This window comes from Pseudomonas sp. R-28-1W-6, from assembly GCF_009799925.1.
Taxonomy (GTDB): domain Bacteria; phylum Pseudomonadota; class Gammaproteobacteria; order Pseudomonadales; family Pseudomonadaceae; genus Aquipseudomonas.
The window spans coordinates 22,485-37,842 of sequence record NZ_WELK01000011.1 but is presented as its reverse complement, the minus strand read 5'-3'; the positions used below and the strand labels follow the sequence as shown (position 1 = coordinate 37,842).

11 protein-coding genes are annotated in these 15,358 nt (G+C 66.4%); 2 read left to right on the top strand and 9 right to left on the bottom strand.

Translation table 11 applies throughout. The features are described 5' to 3' along the window. Positions 1-237: 237 nt before the first annotated feature. Entirely contained in the window at positions 238-2,979 is a 2,742-nt protein-coding gene (locus F3I62_RS16965; protein ID WP_160490826.1) for a peroxidase family protein, read from the bottom strand. A 143-nt stretch (positions 2,980-3,122) separates the two neighbouring features. Further along, positions 3,123-5,750, bottom strand: a complete 2,628-nt coding sequence (locus F3I62_RS16960; RefSeq protein ID WP_160490825.1) for a LuxR C-terminal-related transcriptional regulator — start codon at positions 5,748-5,750, stop codon at positions 3,123-3,125. 406 nt (positions 5,751-6,156) lie between these two features. On the opposite strand from F3I62_RS16960, the gene F3I62_RS16955 reads away from it, so the two are divergent. Further along, positions 6,157-6,765 (top strand): type II secretion system protein N, encoded by a 609-nt coding sequence (locus F3I62_RS16955; protein ID WP_372240151.1) that lies wholly within the window; start codon positions 6,157-6,159, stop codon positions 6,763-6,765. Then, on the top strand, positions 6,762-8,711 hold the full coding sequence (gene gspD, locus F3I62_RS16950) for a type II secretion system secretin GspD (RefSeq protein ID WP_160490823.1): 1,950 nt from the start codon (positions 6,762-6,764) through the stop codon (positions 8,709-8,711). Before F3I62_RS16955 ends, gspD begins: the two co-directional genes overlap by 4 nt. 63 nt (positions 8,712-8,774) lie before the next feature. Here gspD and F3I62_RS16945 read toward each other — a convergent pair whose 3' ends face one another. The 7 genes from F3I62_RS16945 to accD form a co-directional block, all read right to left on the bottom strand. Further along, positions 8,775-9,020, bottom strand: a complete 246-nt coding sequence (locus F3I62_RS16945) for a GlsB/YeaQ/YmgE family stress response membrane protein (protein WP_160490822.1) — start codon at positions 9,018-9,020, stop codon at positions 8,775-8,777. 93 nt (positions 9,021-9,113) lie between these two features. Beyond that, positions 9,114-10,325, bottom strand: a complete 1,212-nt coding sequence (locus F3I62_RS16940) for an O-succinylhomoserine sulfhydrylase (RefSeq protein ID WP_160490821.1) — start codon at positions 10,323-10,325, stop codon at positions 9,114-9,116. Between the two features lie 10 nt (positions 10,326-10,335). Next, positions 10,336-11,841, bottom strand: a complete 1,506-nt coding sequence (purF, locus tag F3I62_RS16935; protein ID WP_160490820.1) for an amidophosphoribosyltransferase — start codon at positions 11,839-11,841, stop codon at positions 10,336-10,338. A gap of 35 nt (positions 11,842-11,876) precedes the next feature. Beyond that, positions 11,877-12,440: a CvpA family protein gene (locus F3I62_RS16930; RefSeq protein WP_160490819.1), complete on the bottom strand. Its 564-nt coding sequence runs from the start codon at positions 12,438-12,440 to the stop codon at positions 11,877-11,879. Between the two features lie 107 nt (positions 12,441-12,547). After that, positions 12,548-13,129 carry an SPOR domain-containing protein gene (locus F3I62_RS16925; protein ID WP_160490818.1) on the bottom strand — a complete coding sequence of 194 codons (582 nt, stop codon included), beginning with the start codon at positions 13,127-13,129 and terminating at the stop codon, positions 12,548-12,550. After that, positions 13,113-14,414, bottom strand: coding sequence for a bifunctional tetrahydrofolate synthase/dihydrofolate synthase (folC, locus tag F3I62_RS16920; protein WP_160490817.1), 1,302 nt, complete (start codon positions 14,412-14,414; stop codon positions 13,113-13,115). Before folC ends, F3I62_RS16925 begins: the two co-directional genes overlap by 17 nt. Continuing rightward, positions 14,411-15,301, bottom strand: a complete 891-nt coding sequence (gene accD / locus F3I62_RS16915) for an acetyl-CoA carboxylase, carboxyltransferase subunit beta (RefSeq protein ID WP_160490816.1) — start codon at positions 15,299-15,301, stop codon at positions 14,411-14,413. Before accD ends, folC begins: the two co-directional genes overlap by 4 nt. Positions 15,302-15,358: the final 57 nt, after the last annotated feature.

Sequence of the window (15,358 nt, the reverse complement as noted above, 5' to 3'; positions counted from 1 at the left end):
CCAGACATTAGTAAGGCTATGTAGCCGTTATCTGTTGTTTGATCGACCGAGTGACGGCCAGTCGCCTGCACCATGGACTCCTGCCTACGCGGGGGAGATAAATAAATCTGTCCCCATTTCACAGTCCCCATTTCACACTTTGTCGCGACAGTGCGGGCAGTCACAGAACGGCACCGGATAAAAAAGGCCCCGGCATGAGCCGGGGCCTGGTGCTACTGGGTGGGTTGCGCCGCCGGTTTACTTGTCTTCGTGGCGCTGGTGCTTGAAGAACACCCCGCTGTCACCGAATGCCGAGGCGATCAGCGGCGAGGTCAGCTCCAGCTCGCCGACCTTCACCGCACTGCTGCGACGCTGCTGGGCGTAGCTGCGGCTGATGGACGGAATGATCGAGGTCTTGATCTCCATCGAGGTGGCGTAGACGTCGTACAGCTTGGTACCGCTGGTCAGCGTGGCCAGATCCGTGCGGAAGTCGTGAGCGGCCGTGGAGAACAGGCTGCGCAGCTCGCTTTTCGGCACGAAGTAGAGCTGTGTCGGTGCCTTGGGCGTGGCCACGGCCTGGCCGTTCTGGGTGACCTCGGCGAAGTCGTCGACCCGCAGCAGGGTCGGCTTCAGGCTCACCGCCGAGAACAGGATGGTGGTGCCCAGGGTGTCGTTGACTTCCGGCACCACGTACTGCGACAGCTCGTTGGCGAAGAAGTTGTAGTTGCTGCCCTGGCCGCTGAGGCTGTACAGCGCGGAGACGTTCTGCGACGGCTTGCCGTTGACGAAGGCCTTCCACGCCAGCCCCGGCTGGAAGCCGTTCTGTGCCGGGTCACCGGCCACCGACAGACGCAGCAGGCCGTTGTCGGCGCCCTGGAACAGGCCGGTGTAGGGGTTGCCAGCAACCGGAATGAACTTGACCTTGGCCATCACGCCATTGGGGTGCATGGCCTTCTGATGGCCGACCGGGGCGACGTCGGTGCGCTCCTGCACCTTCTTCCACAGTACCGAGCCGATCAGCCCGCCGACGTCCACCGGCGGGATCGCCGGCAACTGGCCTTCGGCGTACTGGGTGCGCAGCGCGCCGTTGACCCACAGGTTGTCCTGCTTGGCCTGGGCCGGCCAGTTCTCGTAGTCGGCGGGGATGTTCAGGCCCCAGGGCTTGAAGGCGTTTTCCACGCCCAGCAGGCTGCTGTCGAGCTGCGGGTTGTGGCGCTTGAGCACGTCGACCATGGTGGTGTTTTCCACCCAGGCCAGGCCTTCGGCGGTGTAGATCTCCGGGCGGTAGTCCTTGGTGTAGAAACGGTCGGTCATCAGCCGGCGCGAGGCGTTCATGATGAAGATCTGGAAGGCCGTCTCGCCGAAGGCGAAGCCGTCCGGGCGCACGGTTTCGGCGAGCATGCCGACCAGGGTGTCGATCTTCTCGATGTCGTTGCCGTAGACGCGCTTGAGGTTGGCCAGGGTGGCCGCGTCGGTGGTCAGGTCCTCGAACTTGGTGATCGGATTGAGGCCGATCTCGCGGCGGAACTCGTTGTAGCGCGGCACGCCACGCTCGCGGTCGCGCAGCACGTCGATGGTCGCCAGGTCGATGTTGCCCACCAGCGGCACAGACAGGTTGCGCAGGAAGTTCGGGTAGTTGTTGAGAGTCAGCGAACCCGGGTTGGTGATGCCGAAGGAGTACCACAGACGCTCCGGGCTTTCGCTGGACAGCAGGTTCTCGGCGTCGCGGTCACGGGTGTCCGGCAGCGGGATCGAGTGGGCAATCTGGTTCGAGCCGATGTCGTAGACATCCACCTTGTCGCGCATCAGCGGGTGCATGCGGTAGACGGCGACGAATTCCTCGGTGAGGGTATACGGCACGCCGTAGTTGTTCGGGTTGGTCGAACCGACGATACCGGCCAGGGCATGGTCGATGGCCGAGCTGCCGGCCTGGTCGCCGTCGATGCCGAGGATGCGCAGGACGAAGGAGTCCGAGCTAGCCAGGTCCTCCTGCAGCATGCGCGCCTCCTCCTGGTACTTGTCGCGGTTCGGCCCGGAGCCCAGCAGGCCCCACCAGTTGGCGTACATGGCCCGTTCGGTGACCGGGTTGGCGATCACCGCCGGGGTCCATTCCACGGTGTGGATCTTGGCCATCAGCGCCGAGTTGACCAGGCGCGCATGGTCGTACAGCCACTGGTCGCTCTGGCTCGGGTACTTCTGCTTGAGCATGCTGGCGATGGCGTTGTGTTCCTTAGTGAACAGCTGGTGCAGCATGCTCAGGCCGACCCACCAGTTCTCGTTGAACCCGGTGATCGGCTTGCCGCTGAACAGGTCGCGCGGCAGGGTGCCATCGGCATTGATCTTCAGCTTGCCGTCGACAAAGGAACGCACTTCGTCGTTGGCTTCCTTGCTGCTGCCATACAGCTGCGAGCCGTCCCACCAGTGGGTGTTGTGGTTGCGGTAGGTCTGCGGCTTGCCGGCTTCGGCGGCGGTACGGGTCGGGTCGGGCTGGGTGCGGCGCACCGACAGGCTGCCCGCGCCGAAGGAGTCGCCGGCCGGTAGCGGGATCTGGATCGGGTTGTCTTCGGCATTGGCGCCGTGGTCGACCCAGTCGTGGACCATGAACTGGATCCACGAGGCGGCGATGAAGTTGAGGCTCGGCGCCGGCTTGAACTCGCCGCGGGCCATCAGCAGGTTACTGACTTCGCGCGGGTTGGGACTGAGCAGGGTGTCCGCCTCGGTCTCGCCGTGGGTGACGGTGGGGTCGACGTTACGCCCGAACCGGCGGTAGACCGAGCCTTCGGCCGGGTTGGCGAGGATGTTACAGGTACCGTCCTCGGTGCGTGCGGTCTGGCTGCGCGCGTCACAGGTGATGCTGGCATTGGCCGCCGGCAGGTTGTCGACGTCGAACAGGTTGTTCTTGAACAGCACATCGCGCTCCAGCGCGAGCGTGATCAGGCCGGCATAAATGCCCAGGGTGCCGAGCTTGACCAGACTCGGCCATGTGACCCAAACAGACATGGCAATATCTCCCGATTGTTCTTGTAGTGATTACGGATGGGGGCCGGATTTTCCGGCAGCCGGGAGAGTAGGGATTTGCGCCGCCCCCTCCCCCCCTCCCAGGGAGGGGAAAGCGCCGATTCGCCTGCCGCTGGTCGCGGCGATCAGCTGCGCGGATGCTGGCTGAGGATGGCCTCGGTGCGGTTGGCGAGGTTCAGCTTCGAGTAGATGTTCTTCAGGTGCCACTTGGTGGTGGACAGGGCGATGCCCATGCGCGCGCTGATCTGCGTGTTGGACAGGCCGCTGCGCAGGCAGTCGAAGATTTCCACCTCCTTGCCGGTCAGCAGGCTGGCCAGGTCCGACGGCGGAGCCGGCGCGGTGCTTTCCGCCTGGAGGAACTCGGCATAGGTCTCGCGGTACTTCTCCGGCACCGCCAGCAGGCCCGACTGCAGCAGGCCGAGCACCGCCTCGGCGAAACCGGGCGCCTCGTCGAACACCGAACGGTTGATGTTGACGATGCCGTAGCGTTCCACCAGTTGCAGCAGCGCACGCTGCTGCTCGTCCCTGCCCAGCTGCGGGGCGCCGAGCACCAGCAGGTTGGCTTCGACCACCAGGGTGCGTGCCTTCATCTCGCTGTGGCGCAGCGACTCGGCGAGCACCTTGAGGATGCGGCAGGCGCGCGGCTGGGCGCCGCGCTGCACCAGCCAGTACACGGCCGCCAGGCCATAGCGCTCCCAGCATTCGTCGTAGGGCCGCGCCCGCTCCCACTCCCCCGCCGCCAGCCGCGCCTCGATGCCCAGGCGCTGGGCCAGGGCGTCCAGCGCCGCCGTGCGGCCGGCGAGGAAGGCCTGGCGCATGCTCTCCTGTGCCACCTGGCTGGCAAAACGGGCGTAGTTGCCCAGCTGCAGGATGCGCGACAGCTGTTCCAGCAGGCGCCCGGCGCGGCCGTCGGACTGGCGCCGATAGAGCAGGCGCGACAGGGTGATATGCACGGTGGCGATGGTCTCGGTGGCCGACGACGAGGTCACCACCGCCATCAGGTCCTCGCACAGCTGCTGGGCCGCGCCCAGCTGGTTCTGTTCGTAGAGCGCCACCACCATGGCCGTGGCCCGGTTGACCCAGGCCGGCGACGAGCGCGCGGTGCGCTGGTAGTCGTGGTAGACATCCTTGCGCGCGCTGATGGCGCGGCAGGCGTTGCGGTTGCACAGGGCGATGATCAGGTCGGCGTAGCTCTCCAGAAAGCTCTGCCCGGTCTGCCCCAGCAGCACCTTGGCCTCCAGCGCCAGGCTGATGGCCTGCTGCAGCCGGGCGTTGAGCAGGTGATGGTAGGCGAGGATGGTCAGTGCCAGCGCGCGCACCTCCGGCGGCACGCCCGGCGCCAGCAGGTCGGACCAGCGCTCGCCGGGGGTGAAGCCGAGATCGAACTGGAACAGTTCCAGATTCAGCGCCAGCAGCTGCCGGGTCAGCGCATCCACCGCCGGCTCGCGGCTGGCGCGGGCGACCAGTTCGTCCAGGCAGTAACGCGCCTGGTGGAAGCGCCGCGACAGGGTCAGCGCATAGACCATCGGCACCAGCAGGCGCGGGCTGGCGAACAGCTCGGCCTCGCGCAGCGGCTCCAGCCACTTGAGCACCTCGGTGAAGTGCCCGGAACGCACCCACTGCTCGCAGGCGTCTTCCAGCATGCCGCGAAACAGCACCGGATCGCCCGCGCGCTGGGCGTGCTGCAGGGCCTGGTCGAGGTCGCCGCGCTGCTGCAGGCACTGCGCCGCGCGCCGGTTGAGCGGGCCGATGCGCTGCGGCTGCTCGACCGCCAGGCGCTTGCCGAGGAAGTCGTGCAGCAGCGCGTGGTAGCGATACCAGCCGGGCTGATGATCGACCGGCAGCATGAACAGCTCGCGCACGGCGATATCCTCCAGCAGCAGCGCCGAGCCGCTGCGCTCCAGCACGCGGTCGCAGAGCTCGCCATCGAAGCGCTCGAAGATCGCGCTGCACAGGAAGAAGTCGCGCAGGTGCGGCGACAGGCGCTTGAGCACCACATGGCCGAAGTAGTCGACGATCTCCGGCTGGCTGCCGCTGAAGCGCTCCAGGGCGATGGTGCCGAAGCGCGCGTAGGCCAGCAGTGCCACCTTGACCCCGGCGACCCAGCCCTCGGTCATGGCCATCAGGCTGTCGACATAGCTCTGGCTGAGGCTCGGCCCGCCCAGGTGGGCGTTGAGCTGCTGGATCTGCACGGCGGACAGGCGCAGGTCGTGCTGATCGATGCACAGCAGCTTGTTCTCCAGCTTCAACCGGCTGAGGGAAAATCCGGGATGGTTGCGGCTGGAGAGGATCACCCGCGTGCTGTCCGGCAGCCGCTCGAGCATGGCCGAAAGCGCGTCGAGAATGGTCGGCTGGATGATGTGCTGGAAATCGTCGAGAACGATGTACAGGCCGCCGGCAATCCGCTCCAGGGCATCGGCCAGGTACTCGCCCACCACCTCGGGAGCCTGGTGCATCTCGGCGGCGAAGGGGTTGAACCAGGAGATGTCGAAGTCTTCGACCTGGCCGCGGATGATCTCGGCCAGGCGGCGAAAGAAGCGCACCGGCTCGTTGTCACGCGCCTGCAACGGGTAATAGACCACAGTGCGCCGGGTATCCCCGGCCTGCCAGTGGGCCAGCAGGGTGGACTTGCCCGAGCCGGCGGGGGCCAGCAGCAGGGTCAGGGGAAACTGTTCGCAGTGGCACAGCAGCTCCAGCAATTGCTCGCGGGCAAAACCGGGAGAAATGGCGGAGGACGGCTTGCGGTCTTCCATGGCAGTGATCCGTCAGGCTTGTTTTTATTGTTGAACGGAAAGCGCTTGGCGGCCGATGATAGCGACCAGATGCCGGTGAAGTCTGAAACAGATCACGCTTTTCGCAGCAAAGTCGCAGGATTTGGCGCGGCGCGGGCAAGCCTGCCGCACCCGCCAGACGCCAGCAGCCCAGCAGCCAGCGGGCTTGCGGGCCGCTCGGCACGATGGCGGCGGCGATTGCCGCCCCGATTGGCGATAGCGCACAGTGCCGAGACTTGCGGTATGGTTGGCGCGGCCCGCGCATGACGGGCCGCGTCGGCGCACGCTAGAGGCAGCGCCAGGCGACAAACAATAAGAAAGTCATTGGGGGAGTGAAGCATTGAGCGCAACGGGCACCCGTGTTCCTGGCTGGCTGCGTCGCCATGGCGTGACGGGCCTGTGCATACTCGTGGTCATCGCCATGAGCCAGAGCCTCTCGTGGCAGGCCCTGGACCTCGTGCGCGTGCTGCGCGCCACGCCGCCCGCGCCCACCGCCGCCCCCGTGGCACCCCAGGCACAGCTCGCCCTCGACGCCCTGCAGGACCTGTTCGGCACGCCCGCCCAGGCCCGCAGCGACCAGCCTGCACCGCCGACCAGCCTGCAGCTGACCCTGCTGGGCAGCTTCGTCAACCCGGACAGCCAGCGCTCCACGGCGCTCATCCAGGTCGCCGGCGGCAAACCCCAGCGCCTGACCGTCGGCGACCCGCTCAATGCCGGCGTGCGCCTGCAGGCCGTGCATCAGGACCACGTGGTACTCAGCCGCAACGGCCGCGAGGAAAGCCTGCACTTCCCCCGTCAGCGCACGCCAGCCGCCACACCGCGCAGCACCCAGCCCATGGCGCAGCCGCCGATCACCGAACAACAGCATGAGCAACTGCAAGGCGAGGATGTCCAGCTTCTGCAGCAGCGCATAGCGGTTCTCCGCCAACAAATGGAAGACGATGGCGCCCCCGCGGCACCTACCGAAGCGACCGAAGTGACCGAAGCCAACCCATGACCCACTCGAAACGCGTGCCGCCGAAACACCTGCCCCTCGCCCTGCTGCTGGCCGTGAGCTGCCTGGGCGCCCCTCTGCCGCCGGCCCAGGCGGCCATCGCCACGGGGGCGAGCAGCCAGCAAGGGGAAACCTGGACCATCAACATGAAGGATGCGGACATTCGCGACTTCATCGAGCAGGTGTCCAGCATCAGCGGGCAGACCTTCGTCATCGACCCGCGCGTGAAGGGCCAGGTCACGGTGATATCGCAAGCGCCACTGGGCCTGAGCGAGGTCTATCAGCTGTTTCTCTCGGTGATGAGCACCCACGGTTTCTCGGTCATCGCCGAGGACGACCAGGCGCGCATCGTGCCCAACGCCGAAGCCAGGGCTGACGGTTCCGCCGCAGGCACGGCCAACACCCTGGAAACCCGCGTGCTGCAGGTGCAGCAGAACGCCGTGGCCGAGCTGATCCCGCTGATTCGCCCGCTGGTGCCGCAATACGGCCACCTGGCCGCCGTGGCCTCGGCCAACGCGCTGATCATCAGCGACCGCCCGGCCAATATCGCCCGCATCGAGCAGCTGGTGCGCCAGCTGGACCAGGCCAACCAGCAGGACTACACGGTGTACGACATGCGCCACGCCTGGGTGATGGATGCCGCCGAGGTGCTCAACAATACCCTCAACCGCGGCCAGGCCAAGGGTACCGCCAGCGCCACCCAGGTGGTCGCCGACAGCCGTACCAACCGCCTGATCCTGCTCGGCCCGGCCGAAGCCCGGGCGAAGATGCTGGCCCTGGCGAAATCCATCGACACGCCGTCCTCGCGCTCGTCCAATACCCGGGTGATCCGCCTGCGCCACAACGATGCCAAGACCCTGGCGGAAACCCTCGGCGAGATCAGCGAAACCCTGAAATCCGCCGAAGGCGGCGCGGAGGGCGGCAGCGGCAAGCCCAAGCAGATGCTGATCCGCGCCGATGAAAGCCTCAACGCCCTGGTGATCCTGGCCGACCCGGAGACGGTGAGCATGCTCGAGGACATCGTCCGCCAGCTCGACGTGCCGCGCGCCCAGGTACTGGTCGAGGCCGCCATCGTCGAGATTTCCGGCGACATCCGCGACGCCCTGGGCGTGCAGTGGGCGGCCAAGGGCAGCGACGGCATCGGCGCGATCAACTTCAACAACACCGGGCTGTCGATCGGCACCGTGCTCACCGCGCTGCAGGACGAGAAGATTCCGACGCCGCTGCCCAATGGCGCCATCATCGGCCTCAGCAACGGCAGCTTTGGCGCCCTGATCACCGCGCTGTCGTCCAACAGCAAGAGCAACCTGCTGTCGACACCGACCCTGCTGACCCTGGACAACCAGAAGGCGGAAATCCTGGTGGGGCAGAACGTGCCGTTCCAGACCGGCTCCTACACCACCTCCACCGACGGCGCGAGCAACCCCTTCACCACCATCGAACGCCAGGACATCGGCGTGACGCTCAAGGTGACCCCGCACATCAACGAAGGCGCCACCCTGCGCCTGGAGATCGAGCAGGAGATCTCCTCGCTGGTGCCCTCCCCGGCCAACGTCGCGGTGTCCGATGTGATCACCAACAAGCGCTCGATCAAGAGCACCATCCTGGCCAATGACGGCCAGGTCATCGTGCTTGGCGGCCTGATCCAGGACGACGTCACCCGCACCGACTCGAAAGTGCCGATTCTTGGCGACATCCCCCTGCTCGGGCGGCTGTTCCGCTCCACCGAGGACACCCACGTCAAGCGCAACCTGATGGTGTTCCTGCGCCCGGCGGTGGTCCGTGACGCCAATGGCCTGACTAACCTGAGCAGCAAGAAGTACAGCGATATCCGCGTACTCAGCCAACCCATCGGCGACGAGCCGGGTCTGTTGCCCAGCGATCCGCAGCGCCTGTTCGACCCCAGGGACGGTGCCGCGCCGGACATCGACCTGCGCCCGCAGCCGTAATCCGGCGCCAGGCTCGCGCGCGCCCTGCCCGCTTCCGTAACCGGGAACGGGCCCGGGGCGGACTCAGGCCTTCTTGATCAGGCCGACGATCACCAGCAGCACCAGCGCGCCGATCACCGCGGTGACCAGCGAACCGATCAGCCCGCCACCGGCCGAGACACCGAGATAGCTGAACAGGTGGCCGCCGATCACCGCACCGACAATGCCGACCACCAGATTGCCGAGCAGGCCGAAACCGCCGCCACGCAGCAGCTTGCCGGCAATCCAGCCGGCAACGGCACCGATAATCAGGAAAAGAATGAGGCTCATGGGCACACCTGGTTGAGGGGGTTGTTCAACCAAGCCTAGACCACTTCGCACCCGCAACCTGCCCGGCGGATTGCCCGCCGGGCAGCCACACCCTCAGAGCGCGGCCAGGCCGCGGGCCAGATCGGCCTTGAGGTCGACGATATCCTCCAGGCCCACGGCAACCCGGATCAGGTTGTCGCGGATCCCGGCATTCGCCCGTTCCTGCGGCGACAGGCGGCCATGGGAGGTGGTCGCCGGGTGGGCGATGGTGGTCTTGGTGTCACCCAGGTTGGTGGTGATCGAAATGACCTTCGTCGCGTCGATAAAGCGCCAGGCCGCCTCCTTGCCCCCCTTGACCTCGAAACTGACCACCGCGCCGAAGCCGCTCTGCTGGCGCTTGGCCAACTCATGCTGCGGGTGGCTGGGCAGGCCGGCATAGTAGACATGCTCGATGCCCGGCTGCTGTTCCAGCCACTGCGCCAGTTCCAGGGCACTGGCGCAGTGGGCCTGCATGCGCACGCGCAGGGTTTCCAGGCCCTTGAGGAACATCCAGGCATTGAACGGGCTGAGGGTCGGCCCGGCGGTGCGCAGGAAGCCGACGATCGCCTCCATCTGCGCGCGGCGCCCGGCGACCACGCCGCCCAGGCCACGGCCCTGGCCGTCGATGTACTTGGTCGCCGAGTGCATGATGATGTCCGCCCCCAGCTTCAGCGGCTGCTGCAGCGCCGGGGTGCAGAAGCAGTTGTCCACCACCAGCAGCGCGTCGCGGGCATGGGCGATCTCGGCCAGGGCGGCGATATCCACCAGTTCGGCCAGCGGATTGGACGGCGACTCGACGAACAGCAGCTTGGTATTGGGCTTGAACGCCGCTTCCCAGCCAGCCAGGTCGGCCAGCGGCGGGTAGTCGACCTGCACGCCGAAGCGTTTCAGGTAGCGCTCGAACAGGCTGATGGTCGAGCCGAACACGCTGCGCGACACCAGCACATGGTCGCCAGCGCTGCACAGGCTCATGACGATGGCCAGGATCGCCGCCATGCCGGAGGCGGTGGCGACGGCCTGTTCGGCACCTTCGAGGGCGGCGATGCGTTCCTCGAAGGCCCGCACGGTGGGGTTGGTGTAGCGCGAGTAGACGTTGCCCGGCACTTCGCCGGCAAACCGTGCGGCGGCATCGGCGGCGCTGCGGAACACGTAGCTGGAGGTGAGGAACATGGCCTCACCATGCTCACCCTCCGGGCTGCGATGCTGCCCGGCGCGCACGGCCAGGGTATCGAAGCCCACGCCATCGAGATCGCTGTCCAGCCGCCCTGCTTCCCAATCCTGGCTCATCGGCTCGCCCTCAGTCGTTGTGCAGATCGATGATCGCGCTGACCGCCTCGGCGGTGGCCTTGCTAGCGTCGTTACGCGCCTGCTCGATCTTGTTCAGGTAAGCCTCGTTGACGTCACCGGTGACGTACTGGCCATCGAACACCGCGCAGTCGAAATGCTCGATCTTGACCTTGCCGCCGCCAACCGCGTCCTTCAGGTCCTCGAGATCCTGATACACCAGCCAGTCGGCACCGATCAGCTCGGCCACCTGCTCGGTACTGCGGCCATGGGCGATCAGCTCGTGCGGGCTGGGCATGTCGATGCCGTAGACGTTCGGGTAACGCACGGCCGGCGCCGCCGAGCAGAAGTACACGTTCTTCGCCCCGGCTTCGCGAGCCATCTGGATGATCTGCTTGCAGGTGGTGCCGCGCACGATCGAGTCGTCCACCAGCATCACGTTCTTGCCGCGGAACTCCAGTTCGATGGCATTGAGCTTCTGCCGCACCGACTTCTTCCGTGCCGCCTGGCCGGGCATGATGAAGGTGCGCCCGATGTAGCGGTTCTTGACGAAGCCTTCGCGGAACTTCACGCCCAGGTGGTTGGCCAGTTCCAGCGCCGAGGTGCGGCTGGTGTCCGGAATCGGGATGACCACGTCGATGTCGTGATCCGGGCGCTCGCGCTGGATCTTCTCGGCCAGCTTCTCGCCCATGCGCAGGCGCGCTTTGTACACCGACACGCCATCCATCAGCGAGTCCGGGCGGGCCAGGTAGACGTGCTCGAAGATGCACGGCGACAGTTGCGGGTGTTCCGCGCACTGGCGGGTGTGCAGGTGACCGTCTTCGGTGATGTACACCGCTTCGCCCGGGGCCAGGTCGCGGATCAGGGTGAAGCCGAGTACGTCGAGGGCGACGCTCTCGGAGGCGATCATGTATTCCACGCCGTTGTCGGTATGGCGATGGCCGAAGACGATCGGGCGAATCGCATGGGGGTCGCGGAAGCCGACGATGCCGTAGCCGGTGATCATCGCCACCACGGCGTAGCCACCCTTGCAACGAGCATGCACGCCGGCAACGGCGGCGAACACGTCTTCCTCGGTCGGCTGCAGCTTGCCGCGCACCGCCAGCTCGTGGGCGAACACGTTGAGCAGCACTTCCGAGTCGGAGTTGGTGTTGACGTGGCGCAGGTCCGATTCGTAGATCTCGCGCGACAGCTGCTCGACGTTGGTCAGGTTGCCGTTGTGCGCCAGGGTGATGCCGTAGGGCGAGTTGACGTAGAACGGCTGGGCCTCCGCCGAGCTGGAGCTGCCCGCGGTCGGGTAGCGCACGTGGCCGATGCCGATCTGGCCGACCAGGCGCTGCATGTGGCGCTGCTGGAACACGTCCCGTACCAGGCCGTTGTCCTTGCGCAGAAACAACCGGCCGCCATGGCTGGTCACGATACCGGCAGCGTCCTGGCCGCGATGCTGGAGGACGGTCAGCGCGTCATACAGCGACTGGTTGACGTTGGACTTACCGACAATACCGACAATGCCACACATGTGACGCAACCCCTACGTTGTGGATCAGGCTAAATCTACAGGCTCTCGGGCAGCTTGGGCTGCACCAGCACCTCTTTGAACGGCAGATCGGCCGGCGCGCTGATGCCGCTCGCCAACCACTGACTGGACAGACTGAGAATCAGGTTCTTCGACCAGTCCGCCACCATCAGAAAATGCGGCATCAGACTAGACTGCTGCCACCATTTGTCCTGTTGCACCGGCGCCAGGCTGACCAGCCCGACCAGCACCACCACCAGCAGGGCCCCGCGCGCTGCGCCGAAGACCATGCCGAGAAAACGGTCGGTGCCCGACAGCCCGGTGACCCGGATCAGCTCACCGATAAGGAAATTGACCAGCGCACCGACCAGCAGGGTGGCGATGAATAGCATGGCGCAGGCGGCGATGACCCGCATCGACGGGGTTTCAATGAATTCCGTGAGGTGCTGCGACAGGGCGCCGCCGAACATCCAGGCGACCACACCGGCGATGATCCAGGTCAGCAGCGACAGGGCTTCCTTGAAGAAACCGCGCTTGAGGCTGATCAAACTGGAAATGGCGATGACGGCGATGATCGCCCAATCGACCCAAGTGAATGCCACGATGCTGCCTACAGACGGGAAAGGCGGCGGATTTTAACAGAGCCAAGCCCCATCGGGTAAGTCGGCTTTGCGCAAGCGCGGCCCGGCCTCGCGCCGGGCCCGCACAATCAGTGGCTTTCCGGCTGGAAACGCACGACGAAGCCGTTGAGCTTCTGCTGGCGATTGAGCTGGTCGCGCAGGCGATCGGCCTCGGCACGCTCGACCAGCGGCCCGACGAACACCCGGTTCATCCCTTCGAACGTGCGCACGTAGGCGTTGTAGCCCTGGCTGCGCAGCTTCTTCTGCAGTTCTTCGGCACCACTGCGGCTGGACAGGCTGGCCAGCTGCACCGACCAGCTGACCGGCAGGCTGCTGGCATCCAGGCGCGCCGGTTCTGCCGGCGCAACGGGCTGGCTCGGCTCGACCGGCGCCACGGCAGCCGGTGCTGTTGCCGGCGCCTCGGCGACCTCGGGGACATCCAGCGGCTCGACCGGCGGCACCTGTTCCTCGGCAATCGGCTGCGGCACCTCGACCGGGTCCAGCGCCACCTCGGGGATCGCCGGGGCCTGCGGCATGGCGGGCGCATCCACCACCACCTGGCGCAGTTCGTCCTCACGGGAAAACAGCATCGGCAGGAAGATCACAGCCAGCGCCACCAGCACCAGTGCCCCGACGATTCGCTGCTTCAGCCCTTTATCCAGCACAGCCATTACCCGCCTCCGCCTGCTGCCCCAGCCATTCCAGGGCCTCGGCCACACAATAGAAAGATCCGAACACGAGAATCTCATCTTCGGCCGTCGCCTCTCGGCACTGCGCCAACAATGCCTCGGCAACACTGTCGCAGGCAAGCGCGCTGGCACCCAGATTGGCCAAAGCCGCCTGCAGCTCACCGGCCGGCCGGCTGCGCGGGCTCGACAGCGGCGCCACCGCCCAGCCCTGCACTTGCCCCAGCAGGGGTTTCAGCACCCCGGCCAGATCCTTGTCCTGCAACAGGCCGAACACCGCCAGGCGCCGCCCCAGCGGCGGCCGTGCCGCCAGGCGGGTGGCCAGGTAATCGGCCGCATGCGGGTTATGCCCGACATCCAGCAGCAACTGCAGGGTCTTGCCCTGCCAGTGCAGCTGGCGACGATCCAGGCGGCCGGTGACCCGGGTATTGAGCAAGGCGGCACGGATATCGCCGGCCTGCCAGGGCAGGTCCAGCTGGGCATAGGCCTGCAGGGCCAGGGCCGCATTTTCCATGGGCAGATCGAGCAGCGGCAGGTCGTGCAGCTCCAGCACGGCGCCGGCCGCAGTCAGCCCCCACCAGTGCCAGCCCTGCTCGCCAATGGCGAGGTCATAGTCGCGCCCGCGCAGGAAGAACGGACAATCGAGCGCGGCCACCCGCTCCAGCAGCGGTCGCGGCGGATCGAGATCGCCGCACAGCGCCGGACGGCCCTGGCGCAGGATCCCGGCCTTCTCGAAAGCCACCGACTCACGACTGTCGCCCAGCCAGTCGGCGTGATCGATGCCGATGCTGGTGATCAATGCCAGATCGGCGTCGATCAGATTGACCGCATCCAGCCGTCCGCCCAGGCCGACTTCCAGCACCAGCGCATCCAGGGCGGCACGTTCGAACAGCCAGAACGCCGCCAGGGTGCCCATCTCGAAGTAGGTCAGGGAAGTCTCGCCACGCGCGGCCTCGACCGCGGCGAAAGCCGCGCACAGGGAAGCATCGTCGGCCTGCTGGCCAGCGATCTGTACCCGCTCGTTGTAGCGCAACAGGTGCGGAGAACTGTAAACCCCGACGCGCAGGCCCTGCTGCTGCAGCAGCGAGGCCAGGAAAGCACAGGTGGAACCCTTGCCGTTGGTGCCGGTGACCGTGATCACCCGCGGCGCGAGCCGCCCCAGGCCGAGCCGCTCGACCACCTGCCGGCAGCGCTCCAGGCCCATGTCGATGGCGCTGGGGTGCAGCTGCTCGAGGTAGGCGAGCCAGTCGGCGAGGGTGCGCTCACTCATGCCGTGGCCGGAACCTGGGCCAGGGCGGGAGCCGGCAGGTGCTGCAGTTGCGCCAGCAGGCGGGCCAGACGCGGGCGCAGCTCCTGACGATGGATGATCATGTCGATGGCGCCGTGCTCAAGCAGGAACTCGCTGCGCTGGAAGCCTTCCGGCAGCTTCTCGCGCACGGTCTGCTCGATAACCCGCGGGCCGGCGAAGCCGATCAGCGCGCGTGGCTCGGCGACGATCACGTCACCGAGCATGGCCAGGCTGGCGGAAACCCCGCCGTAGACCGGATCGGTCAGTACCGAGATGAAGGGAATGCCCTCCTCGCGCAGACGCGCCAGCACGGCCGAGGTCTTGGCCATCTGCATCAGCGAGATCAGCGCCTCCTGCATGCGCGCGCCGCCGGAAGCGGCGAAGCACACCAGCGGGCAGCGCTTTTCCAGGGCAACGTTGGCGGCACGCACGAAGCGCTCGCCGACGATGGCGCCCATGGAGCCGCCCATGAAGCTGAACTCGAAGGCGCAGGTGACGATCGGCATGCCGAGCAGCGTACCGCTCATGGACACCAGAGCATCCTTCTCGCCGGTATCCTTCTGCGCGGCGCTCAGGCGATCCTTGTACTTCTTGCTGTCACGGAATTTCAGGCGATCCACCGGTTCCAGCTCGGCACCGATTTCCTCGCGACCCTCGGGGTCGAGGAAGATGTCCAGGCGGCTGCGCGCATCGATACGCATGTGATGGTTGCACTTGGGGCAGACATCTTCGGTCTTTTCCAGCTCGGGGCGATACAGCACGGCGTCGCAGGACGGACACTTGTGCCACAGGCCTTCCGGCACCGAGCTCTTCTTGACCTCGGAACGCATGATCGAAGGGATCAGTTTTTCTCTCAACCAGTTGCTCATGCTCACTCTCCGTAGCTGACCCGGGACGACTCTACAATCCCGGCAAACTCATACTCG

Bases quoted from the DNA above. Each gene is read 5' to 3' on its own strand.
- purF (WP_160490820.1), bottom strand. From the start codon at position 11,841: ATGTGTGGCATTGTCGGTATTGTCGGTAAGTCCAACGTCAACCAGTCG.
- F3I62_RS16965 (WP_160490826.1), bottom strand. From the start codon at position 2,979: ATGTCTGTTTGGGTCACATGGCCGAGTCTGGTCAAGCTCGGCACCCTG.
- gspD (WP_160490823.1), top strand. From the start codon at position 6,762: ATGACCCACTCGAAACGCGTGCCGCCGAAACACCTGCCCCTCGCCCTG.
- F3I62_RS16940 (WP_160490821.1), bottom strand. From the start codon at position 10,325: ATGAGCCAGGATTGGGAAGCAGGGCGGCTGGACAGCGATCTCGATGGC.
- F3I62_RS16945 (WP_160490822.1), bottom strand. From the start codon at position 9,020: ATGAGCCTCATTCTTTTCCTGATTATCGGTGCCGTTGCCGGCTGGATT.
- accD (WP_160490816.1), bottom strand. From the start codon at position 15,301: ATGAGCAACTGGTTGAGAGAAAAACTGATCCCTTCGATCATGCGTTCC.
- F3I62_RS16925 (WP_160490818.1), bottom strand. From the start codon at position 13,129: ATGGCTGTGCTGGATAAAGGGCTGAAGCAGCGAATCGTCGGGGCACTG.
- F3I62_RS16960 (WP_160490825.1), bottom strand. From the start codon at position 5,750: ATGGAAGACCGCAAGCCGTCCTCCGCCATTTCTCCCGGTTTTGCCCGC.
- folC (WP_160490817.1), bottom strand. From the start codon at position 14,414: ATGAGTGAGCGCACCCTCGCCGACTGGCTCGCCTACCTCGAGCAGCTG.